The sequence below is a fragment of the Clostridia bacterium genome (genome assembly GCA_036562685.1).
Classification (GTDB): Bacteria; Bacillota; Clostridia; order Christensenellales; family DUVY01; genus DUVY01.
The window spans coordinates 1-11,372 of record DATCJR010000085.1; the positions used below are offsets into that span (position 1 = coordinate 1).

General features: G+C 33.9%; 10 protein-coding genes. 4 read left to right on the forward strand and 6 right to left on the reverse strand.

Annotated features, from left to right (window positions below):
• Positions 1-88 precede the first annotated feature (88 nt).
• From VIL26_03665 to VIL26_03675, 3 genes are all read left to right on the forward strand, one after another.
• Complete coding sequence (locus VIL26_03665) at positions 89-1,210, forward strand: ABC transporter ATP-binding protein (protein ID HEY8390031.1); 1,122 nt, start codon at positions 89-91, stop codon at positions 1,208-1,210.
• 22 nt (positions 1,211-1,232) lie between these two features.
• Positions 1,233-3,716 (forward strand): ABC transporter permease subunit, encoded by a 2,484-nt coding sequence (locus VIL26_03670; protein HEY8390032.1) that lies wholly within the window; start codon positions 1,233-1,235, stop codon positions 3,714-3,716.
• A 207-nt stretch (positions 3,717-3,923) separates the two neighbouring features.
• Positions 3,924-4,412 carry a hypothetical protein gene (locus VIL26_03675; protein HEY8390033.1) on the forward strand — a complete coding sequence of 163 codons (489 nt, stop codon included), beginning with the start codon at positions 3,924-3,926 and terminating at the stop codon, positions 4,410-4,412.
• Positions 4,413-4,554: 142 nt separating this feature from the next.
• On the opposite strand, the gene spo0A is transcribed toward VIL26_03675, so the two are convergent.
• The 5 genes from spo0A to VIL26_03700 form a co-directional block, all read right to left on the reverse strand.
• Positions 4,555-5,349, reverse strand: coding sequence for a sporulation transcription factor Spo0A (gene spo0A / locus VIL26_03680; protein HEY8390034.1), 795 nt, complete (start codon positions 5,347-5,349; stop codon positions 4,555-4,557).
• 353 nt (positions 5,350-5,702) lie between these two features.
• Complete coding sequence (locus VIL26_03685; GenBank protein ID HEY8390035.1) at positions 5,703-6,785, reverse strand: rod shape-determining protein; 1,083 nt, start codon at positions 6,783-6,785, stop codon at positions 5,703-5,705.
• A 12-nt stretch (positions 6,786-6,797) separates the two neighbouring features.
• Positions 6,798-7,811, reverse strand: coding sequence for a rod shape-determining protein (locus tag VIL26_03690; protein ID HEY8390036.1), 1,014 nt, complete (start codon positions 7,809-7,811; stop codon positions 6,798-6,800).
• Positions 7,812-7,831: 20 nt separating this feature from the next.
• Entirely contained in the window at positions 7,832-8,878 is a 1,047-nt protein-coding gene (locus VIL26_03695) for a rod shape-determining protein (protein HEY8390037.1), read from the reverse strand.
• Positions 8,879-9,053: 175 nt separating this feature from the next.
• On the reverse strand, positions 9,054-9,323 hold the full coding sequence (locus tag VIL26_03700) for a hypothetical protein (GenBank protein ID HEY8390038.1): 270 nt from the start codon (positions 9,321-9,323) through the stop codon (positions 9,054-9,056).
• 368 nt (positions 9,324-9,691) lie between these two features.
• Between VIL26_03700 and VIL26_03705 the strand changes: the two genes are divergently transcribed.
• Complete coding sequence (locus tag VIL26_03705; protein ID HEY8390039.1) at positions 9,692-10,504, forward strand: AraC family transcriptional regulator; 813 nt, start codon at positions 9,692-9,694, stop codon at positions 10,502-10,504.
• Here the strand turns inward: VIL26_03705 and VIL26_03710 are convergent.
• A complete protein-coding gene (locus VIL26_03710; protein HEY8390040.1) occupies positions 10,496-11,260 on the reverse strand; it encodes a hypothetical protein in 765 nt (254 codons plus the stop codon). The genes VIL26_03705 and VIL26_03710 overlap by 9 nt on opposite strands.
• Positions 11,261-11,372: the final 112 nt, after the last annotated feature.

Genomic DNA, 11,372 nt, shown 5'->3' on the forward strand with positions numbered 1-11,372 from the left:
ATAAAAATATCAGGATTGACACAAACTTTTCAATCTTATGTCAAATATAAGATTTATAATTATTTATACTATTATCTAGGAGTATAGGATGACAAAAAAACAATCTAGTTCAAACATTGCCAAGCCTTTTTTTGTTCCTGATGAGCAAACACTTGAGCAAGAAGATGTTATGGAAAATAATTTGATAAACCAAAATCAAACTGATAATGGCACTAATTCGCAATCAGAAAATAAAACTCTTGAGATTACGCCATTACATCGTCAGGCTTATCCAAAAGGCGAGGTTGTTTTGAGCATAAAAAATCTCACCAAAAGATACGGCGAACGTGTTTCCGTGGACAATATTTCTTTGGACGTTTATAGCGGCGAGGTTTTTGGCTTTTTGGGACCTAACGGAGCGGGTAAGACTACAACAATAAGAATGATTTCAGGGCTTGCAGACATAACACAAGGCGAAATTTCTATATGCGGACATTCGATTAAAAATGAATTTAAACAAGCCGTTTCTTGTATCGGAGGAATAATAGAAAATCCCGAAATGTACAAGTATATGACGGGCTGGGATAATCTAAAGTATTATGCATCACTATATGACAATATCTCCGAAGATCAAATTATGGATGTCGTAAAGCTTGTTAAAATGGAAAACCGCATTCATGAAAAGGTAAAGAGATATTCTTTGGGCATGCGCCAGCGTATTGGTATAGCTCAGAGCCTGCTTCATAATCCTAGACTTCTTATTTTGGATGAACCTACTAACGGACTTGATCCTGCGGGTATTCATGAAATGAGAGATTTTTTAAAAATGCTGGCACACGATTACGGCATCGCTGTGTTCATCTCCAGTCATATTTTGACTGAAATGCAGCTTATGTGCGACCGTGTCGGCATTGTTTATAAAGGCAAACTTATCGCGATAAAGACAGTAGAAGAATGGACTCGACCTCAAAATAATATCGTCAAAATAAAGCTTACTGTGCCTACTTTGCAAAAAACAAAGGCGATAGAAGTAATCAGCAGTGCCTTTGGATGCGAAATACAAACTAATAGTAATCTTATAGTATTCTCATTGCCTGAAGAGCAATTATCCAAAGTATCCCTTGTTTTAGCTTCAAAAAACATTTCAGTTATTTCTATGACTTTGGGCGAAAAGTCATTAGAAGAAACATTTTTGGAGCTTACAAGTGCGCATGGCACAGAAATTTCATAAAAATTAGGAGACTAAATCATAAATGAAAAGCATATTTAAACTTACAAGAGGAGAACTTTTCAAATTATTCAAAAGTAACACGCTGTATATAATGACAGGTCTGCTGACTGCTGTGATTTTGCTGATGACCTGGATATATTCTTCACAGGAAAAAAATGTTACTGATGCAATAGAGTTCTTTTTGGGCAATAATCTTTCTACTGACTCTTTTGACATTATTGACGGCGAATTGGATGAACTTAAACAAGCCGGTATAGATACTTCAGAGCTTGACAGCTTTTCTAAAAGCCTTGCCGACAAACCTCAAATTAAACTTTTGCTGCTTGGTGTTGAACCTGAATTGTTAAATGCTTTTATTCACAGATCAGACGTAGGCAACGCTAATAAAGTTTTTGCAGATTATGCATCATTTTCTGATGTTCAGTCTAAGCTGTATTATGACTATTTGCGTTTGATTTATGATGAATATCTTTTTGAATATTCTTTAAATCAGGAAATTTTGAAATATATAGTTGATTCTAATTATAATGTGTCTTTTATAGATTATATAAACAATGTTGCTATGAAAGACCTGTTTGAAAGTTATTCTAAATTATTCGGCAAAAGCAATGGCTATTTTTCACAAGATGGGGCTTATTATCAATTTATAAATTTAAGCAATTCAATTACTGAAACTCCATCTCAAGAACAACAAATTCTTCTAGACTCCAAATATAACATACTTATTAATGCAGCCGATAACTTTTTTGTGCAGCTTAATAAGTTTACATATCTAACGGATTCATCTTTGCTTGGCACTAATTATCTTCTGATGCCTACAAAAAGCATTATTTCTGAAGATTATTCAATCTTGAGCGAGGCTTTGTCTTCTATTTCCAAAAAAGCGGAAATTGCGCTTACATCAATAAAGCAACAAAAACTCAATAAAGAAAACAGCATTGCTTTTGGTACAGAACTAGCTAATCTTTTTAAAAAATTCGATGAGATTAAAAAATTCGATGAGAATTATACACCTATTCCTACAATCCCTATGAATTTACCTTATACGATCCCTTCTCAATCAGAAACCGATAATTTCAGGATTTATGAAAGCTTTATAGCTGGACTAAAGGAAATAGCTGAAAACGATAATGTAAGTTCAAAAAACCTTTTTTATGCCTACAACAGCGAAATGATAAGAAAGGCTTACGAATATACCACAACACAAGATTTTACGCCTACTAATGAAAACAAAAAAACTCAAGAGCTCGCAGACTTACAGACTTATATAAATACTTTTGACGTAAAGTTTTCTGAAAACAAATTGATAATAAATGCGTCATTGCCTTTTGAAAAAATAATAAACAAAAGCTATTCTGCAGTCATAACCAAAGGCATCTACGATGATTACATAAGACCTTATTTTGATGACAGTGAAAAACACAAACTGGACGAAATGATTGAACTAATCAATCAAAGTTTTAACTCGTATTCTCCTGCTCAAATCTTATTTTATAACATACCTTCAGATTCAATCGCGGCTATGTATCCTGAAGATGTCAGAGCTGATGTTATGAGCCAATATGAAGGAGACCAAACGCTAGCATATCAAAACTTTGCTAATACTTATAATCAACTAAAAACTTATTTCAAGAAATTTTCAGCGCGCATGGAAACTCTTGATTCTCTTATAAAAAATACTAATTTTATAACAGCGATTAATGCCAACAGACTTAATGATAATCAATGCAAAAAAATACAAGGCTTTATATTTACATCAAAATATAACCTTAACTCATATATTACTCAGGCACAATTTTTGATAAAAAATGATATGGAATCCACTAATTACTCTGTTCCAGAATCACTTTCCAAAGGTTACGGGGCGATGGAATTTATATTTATTTTGACAAAGATTATAATACTTATCTTTGGAATAGTCTTGGCGTCCGGCACGATAGCAGGCGAACACTCAGATGGAACAATGAAATTATTGTTAATTAGACCTCACACAAGGGCAAGCGTGCTATTTTCTAAGTTCTTGGCAGTGTGCATTGTATTACTTGGTTTTTATGTGTTTAACTTTGCATTAACGCTTTTGATAGGAAGCATAGGATGGGGACTTGGTGGAGTCCAAATGGCATTATCAATTTTCAATAGTAAAACCGCGTTAATATTGCATCCTCTTGCGGTAGTAGTATTCTTGCATTTATTTGGATTCTTTGAAGCAATAGTATTTTCATTAATTGCTTTGACTATATCAACACTATTTCGCTCAAGAAGTGGAGCTACTGCTGTGTCTATGCTAGTTTATTTTGTATCTTTTGTTTTGGATGCTTTGCTGTCAACTTTTGCATGGTATAAGTACATAATCTTTAATAATACAGATTTGTTTATATACATGAGCAGCACAGGTCCTACAATAGCCGATCAAAATTTGCTGTTTTCTCTAATAATCAACATAGTATATATCGCTGCAATGGGAATAATGTGTTTCTTCACCTTTGCAAAACGCGATGCCAATTAATAATTTTTTCAGCCAGTTCTATAAAACTAGAACTGGCTGATTTAAAAAAATACATTTGGATAAAATAACTACATTATTTTAAAATCTTTAAAATTATGCCCAAATAAAAAATCAAAAAATTTAATTTTTACTATTAAAAACAGTTTACAATTGTGTCTAATATGAATATAATAATTGCGATTAAATGAGGTTTTGGAGAGCGACTTAATGGAAAAGAAGCCTGAATATGTACTCTGTCCTAGATGTGAACTAAATTATTTCTTAGCTAGCAAGAATCAAAAATACTGCGATGTATGCTTAGCCGAAATGAACAAGGTAGATCCCAACATTCTGATACCAGAAGATGAAGATAATGAATTGGAAGTACTTTGTCCTGTATGTAAAGTTAATTACATGGCTCCCGATGAAGAGATGTGTTTCCTCTGTGCAAAAGAACACAATGAAAAATTAAAAGAAGCTCCCGCCGAATGGGATGATACTCTAGCAGATGATACACCCATTGAAGACGAGCCTATAGAAATTTCCTTAAGCGAACTAGAAGATGAAGAAAAAGAAGATGATGAAGAAGATGATATATCTGAAGAATTTGATGATGAAGAATTCTTAGACGACTTGGACGACGAAGACGAAGATTATGACGATGAAGATGAAGACGATGAGGATGAAGATTACGATTCGTTGGATGATGAAGAGTAAATAAGTTCTGTATAATATAATATATAAAAAACAAGTGCTTTTAAATGGCACTTGTTTTATTTTTTTATATCTAAATAATTATTATTTTCCTTCTTTTGCACTTCAAAATAATAAATATAATAATAACAAATGATGTATCTTTTTATGCCCCTTCTATAAGCATCTTGTCAGCTACAAGAGCTATAAATTCACCATTAGTAGGCTTTTCATTATTGCTGTAAACCTTTACCCCAAATAACGAATTGATGTTTTCAATCTTGCCTCTGTTCCAAGCAACTTCAATTGCATGACGGATAGCACGCTCAACTTTAGATGCGCTTGTGTCAAACTTTTTAGCAATTGAAGGATACAACTTCTTTGTTATACAATTAATGATTTCTGGATTTTCAATTGCCATTTTTATGGCTTCTCTCAAAAATTGATAGCCCTTGATATGCGCTGGAATACCTACTGTTATGAAGATATTTGTTATTTTTTCTTCTGTCGTTTTTTGTTTTAGTCTGTTCATAGGTTCTGCCATACGATAATCAGACATAATGTTTTCCATGATTAAAGGTTCAGAAATAGTTAGATTGTTTTTTACAGTATCCTTAAGCCTTTTTTTCAAAACCATAAAGTCAAAAGGTTTTATCATATAGTATGAAGCCCCTAACTTTAACGCCTTTGAGATAAAACTTTCCTGGCTCAACGCACTCAAGATCAAGTATTTCGGCGTATAACCTTTTACTTCTTCCATCACCCCAAAACCGTCAAGTTCGGGCAATACAATATCTAGCACAACTACATGAGGCCTGAATTGTTCAATTTTGGCAACAGCTTCCAATCCATCAGTTGCCGTCATGACAATTTCAAAATCTTCTTCATTTTGAAAATAGTCTTTTAGCATGCCTGTAATTTGCGGGCTGTCTTCTACAATCCCAAGTTTAATTTTTTGCATATTCCCTCCTTACACCGAACTTATTAACAGAATAACATAAATAATTATAAAAACAAACATCTTGCCAATTATTTTTTTAAAAAAATGGTAATTTTTTAAAAAAATAATTAAAATTTTGTCGAAATCACAATATATTTTATATTTTTTATTGGTTTATACTATATATTGGGCTTTAAAAACTCATTCGAGGCAATAAAAATAAGTGATTTTTTTACAAAAATAGCAAAGTTAAAAGAATTTTCAATATATAAAAACGAATATGGTATAACTTTTTGTGCATAAAAAATCAAAAAAGCATTCGCGCGTTCTCTTGCGCGAATGCTTTTTCAATATGACCAAACTTTATAACATTACTATTCAACAGGTCTTACATAGTAATTTCCTCTGTTCTTGAGGAGAATTCTTGTTCCTTCAACAATTGCTGTCAAAGGATTAGGTGAAATGTGAACATCAAGTCCTAATTGCTTATTGAAGAACTCATCAACACCATCAATCAAAGCGCATCCGCCGTTAAGCGTAATGCCGTTTTCGATGATATCTGCAGAAAGTTCAGCAGGAGTTGCTTGAAGTGCCTTCAATACTGTGTTGGCGATTTGGATAAATGAAGGTCTCAACACATCGCGAATTTCGGATTGCTTGAGCTCAATTCTTCTAGGAAGTCCGGATAGAACATCTCTACCATTAGCGTATGTAATTTTATCTTCAGGCAACTGAGCACGCAAAGTACCAATTACTTCCTTAATACGTTTTGCAGTATTTTTGCCGATTAACAAACCATGGTTATACTGTATATAATTGATAATTTCATTATCAAAATAGTTGCCTGCTATACGAATGGATTCGCTAACAACTATATCGCCCAAGGATAATACACCTATATCGGTTGTACCGCCGCCCATGTCTATAACCATAGAACCATTTGAGCCATAGATGTCAAGACCTGCGCCGATACCACCTGCTTTTACTTCCTCTTCGATGAATACATCAGGAACGCCTAATTTCTTAGCCAACTCAATCATTGAATCTCTTTCAATCTGAGTGACTTCTGAAGGACAGCAAATCAAGCAAGTTGATTTCTCTAGAGCGATATCTGTGTTTTCTGCTTTTCTAAGAGCAAGCTCAATAAGCTTCTTTGCAGCTTCCATATCGGAAATAACACCTTGTTGCAAAGGGCTAACTACCCTAATACCCTTGTGGTTTCTTCCGATCATTTTGGATGCATTATGACCAACTGCTATTACCTCTCCGGTGTAATAGTCAAAAGCTATTACAGAAGGTTCATTGAATATTATGCCTTCGCCCTCAACATAAACCAACAGGTTAGCTGTTCCAAGGTCAATACCTATTTTTGCAGCTTGATTGGGAGCATGTTTCATTGAGTTTTGAACTTTACTAACTGTAGTTTGTTCTGTATCTACTGTTTCTCTCTTTTTCATAAGTCACCCCTTTTATAATTGAAGTGGATTAATTAGATAGTTACCACGGTTCTTGAGCAAGTATTTTGTACCTTCAGCAACACAAGTCAAAGGATTATGAGCAACTCTTACAGGAACCTGGATTCTAGAGCTAATAAACTCTTCAACACCGCGTATTAATGATCCACCACCGGTCAATAAGATACCGTTTTGATAGATATCTGCAGACAATTCGGGAGGAGTATCCTTTAATACGGTTGCGATAAGTTTTACAATTTCTTCGTATGTAGGCAATATAATATCTCTAATATCTTCTGTTGAAATATCAACATACTTAGGAATACCTACTACAATATCACGACCAGCATAACGGTTAACAACTACAGGAGCATTTTCGCGCAAATCTGACAAGTCCATCTTGCAACGTTCTGCAGTCAATTCACCGATTTCAACTTTCTGGTTCTTTTTAATTTGCTTTATCAATTCAGCGTCGATATAGTTACCTGCAATTCTGATTGTCTTTGATAATACGATATCACCAAATGACAATACACCAACGTCGGTGCTGCCGCCGCCTATATCAACAATCATAACGCCTTTTGATCTGAAAATATCAATTCCTGCGCCCAAAGCACCGGCTTTGATTTCTTCTTCAATAAAGACGTCTTCGATACCCATCTTCTTAGCCAATTCCTTCATAACTTCTCTTTCGATCTTTGTTACTTCGGAAGGACAGCAAATAACTGCTGTGGCTGTACCCATTTCTTTTTCAGTTATATTTTCTATTCTTCTCAAAACATAGGTCAACAACTCTTTTGCAGCGTTCATATCGCTGATAACACCGCTTTTTAGAGGCTTTACAACGGATATTTTGCTGTGAGCTTTACCTATCATTTGATGAGCATCAGCACCTGCCGCAACTATTTTTCCACTTTCGTAGTCAAATGCAACAACAGACGGCTCATTAAATATAATACCCTTTTTTTCCACATAAACTAATAAGTTTGCTGTGCCAAGGTCAATACCAATTCCCATACCTTCTGACATAATTCTTCCTCCTAATAATCCTAATAATCACCGTAGTAATGTTGTTTCTCGTTCTTTAACAGTTTCTTTGTTCCGTCAATTACGGCGTTAATGGGATTAGGCGCTGTAGTAACTTTTATATGAGTAATATCTTCGATATACTCTTTAATGCCCTTAATCAAAGCACCGCCGCCCGTAACAAGAATTCCATTTTCAACCAAGTCACCTGACAATTCAGGAGGAGTTATTTCCAATGTCGCTATTAAGGTTGACTTAATGGACTCAAAGCATTCAAGCAATATTTCTCTTACTTCTTCAGGAGTGATGACATCCATACGAGGCAAACCTGTTACAAGGTCACGACCCATAGCATTGTAAGTAATTACATTGCCTTCATCGTCTCTAGGATAATCGCCGTTCAAAGATGCAAGAGTAATCTTGATCTTTTCTGCTGTTTGAGGTCCTATTTCGAGCTTATACTTTTCTTTTACGTAATGCATTATTTGCTTGTCAAAATATTCACCCGCAACTTTGGTTGACTTTGACAAAACAACATCGCCTAATGAAATAATTCCAAAGCTAGTTGTACCACCGCCTATGTCAATGACCATATGACCGGAAGGTGCATATATACTAATTCCCCCACCTATTGCCGCTGCTTTGATCTCTTCTTCAATTCGAGTTTCTTTAACACCCAATTCTTTACCCAAAATGACAATTGCTTCTTTTTCTGTTTCGGTTATTTCTGAAGGCGTACAGATTAATAACCTATTAATTGTGCTTGCCCCTGATGCAAATATTTTATCAAAGGTAAACATCAAAATTTCACGGATCATATCAATATCTGATATGACGCCTCCGTTTAGAGGTTTAATTACCTCTACCTTATCATGGACCTTTCCGACTAACTGCGCCGCTTCAAAACCTACTGATACGACCTTGTGAGTCGCTTTATCAATGGCTAGAATTGACGGTTCTTTAAATACGGTACCTCTTCCCTCAACATAAATACGAAGGTTAGAAGTACCCAAATCAACGCCAACGTTAATCTTACCATCTTGCAACTTTTGATTTTCGTTTTCAGTCATAAACTTCCTCCTTTAGTAATGTTAACAAAGTTTGTAGTCATAGCAGATTGTTTGGGTGTTTCATCGGCTATTTTAGGGTTTGTATATATATCGCCTCAAAGGGTTTCCTTATCGGCAAAACTTGAAATCTAATAATCTAATTATGTTAATTTTCTATAATCCAAAAAAAGTCTTTTTAGGTACTTGCTCTTGCTTTAAATCTTTTCTTGAAAAATAGAGAATTATAAGTTTTCAGTCTTGCAAGCATCATTTCAAAAAAATTAATAAGATAAAACAGGCGTGCTTTTAAAGCCAGCTTGTCCAAGGGATTTTGATGATGATCTATGGTAAAAACAGAGAGATTGGAATTATCGATGTTAAAATCAGAAAAATGCACTCTGAAAGATAAATACCTTCTACAAGTATTTTTTAAAGCAACCAAATTTTGAGTCAAGATAGAACGCATTCTTTTTCCTTTGTAATTCAATTAGTGTGTAAAAACACCGAGTTTTTTTGTAAAAATTTGTAAAAATTAATACAATCATATTATATAACAAGAAAATAAGCATTGCAATACCTTTTTTTATTTTTTTTATACGACATTATGGTTTTTTATACATGTTTTTTACAACATATTGAGTAATTTGGCGTTATACAAATTATAAAAACACAATATATTTATAAAATGTTTACGTTTAAATTTAAAAAAATTTTTTTATTTTTTTAATCTAGTTTTCTGTTTGATTTAAATATTCATCTAAAAGATTCTTTTTCAATATCGAATTTGTTATAATAATAAATATCTACTAACGAAAAAAATTATAGAGAACAATTATGAGCATTTTTAATTTAGACATTAAATACTCGCATGGAAACAAATATGATACAACACCCTATTATATCGGAGAACATCTTCATCCTTATTATGAAATTGATTATTATATAGATGGTGCGGGTAAAAGCATTATTAATGGCAAAGAATATCTTTATGGAAACAATACCTTTGCCTATATACCCAAAAATATCAAGCACTCAGAAGTAGCTTTGGCTCCAAGTAGTAATTTTTTGATTGGTTTTACCTTTAACGACGAACTTTTAAACTTTCCCCAAGGCGTATATTCAGACGATAGCAATAAGACTTTTTATAAACTGATGATGAAAATTAATGACGAATTTGAAAAATCACAATTATTTCATAAAGCTAGAATGGATATCATTGCTGAGGACTTTGTAATCAAAATGGCACGAACATATATTTCAAGCAAATATAAACAGTCTGATGTTCGTCTTGATATGGTTCTCAATTATATTAACAGCTATTATGATAGTCAGATAGATATAAAAGAATTGGCAAAATCAGCGCATTACAGCTATGACAGATTTCGCCATTTGTTTACTGAACGCACTGGGGTTTCACCTCAAAAATATATCAGCGGCATTAGACTATCTAAGGCAAAAAAGTTGTTAGAAGATACTAATTTGCCTATAAAAGTCATAGCCGCTGAAACTGGGTATAATACACCCTCTGCTTTTATTATTGATTTTAAAAACGAATTTGGAATTACTCCGTTCCAATATCGTAAAAACCCTTATTACGACCAAATCGCGACATATCTTGATAAAGATGAGGATAAGTCTTTAGAGTAGCTTTATCAAGAAAAATCCTTCCATTTTCTTTTCATTTGTTCTGTACTTTTCTAAAAGCTGAGGTCCACAAGATGCCGATCCCACGCCACTCATCTTATGATCGAAACATAGATGCACAACTGAAGGCTCGGGCAATTCAAAATCATGCGGTGATTCAGACAATTCTTTTACACTGTAAGGCAAAGCTGAAAAGCTAAATGGATTTAAAGCACAAATTTCAATTCCTCTTTCTTTTTCATCAGTCAGTTTAATATAACGGCTGTTATAACGACTGCCACACTCTTGCGGTTTAATATATCCATTGAAGTCGTTAAACACATCAAAACGCCAAATACCGTATAAAGCCGAAACATGTTTATCTATATAACTTTCTCGGTCGTAACCTAAGTAAAAGCAGTTTTTATATTTTTTTCCAAAAGCAGTGCTAAAGCCCAATCTAGGCAAATAAGATATATGCTCTCTTACTTTTACATCATACTTGATCCTAACCCCATCTTCAAAAAATTCATACACCAATTTATAATCAAGTACAGGTAAAAGCGCATTTTCTACCATTATTCCGGATAGCTCAACCGATTCATCCTTTTTATTAATTTGCCTTATCAACGGAATTGCCTTATCAATGCCGAACTTTTTCCATTCTTTTAATATTTCGGTATCGTTATCTATAGGCGCTCGCATTATATTGATTAATATCGGAGCGGTCAAAAGGTCTTGAGCATTATAAAACTCCGCGTGTATCAAAAGCCCATACATCATAACCTGCTGCAGGATGCGTAATGTTAACCACAATATTTTGCTTTGCTGTGATCTTTATTATTGCATCATAATCAATATGAGCACCCATTCTGAGACTGAAATCTCCTAA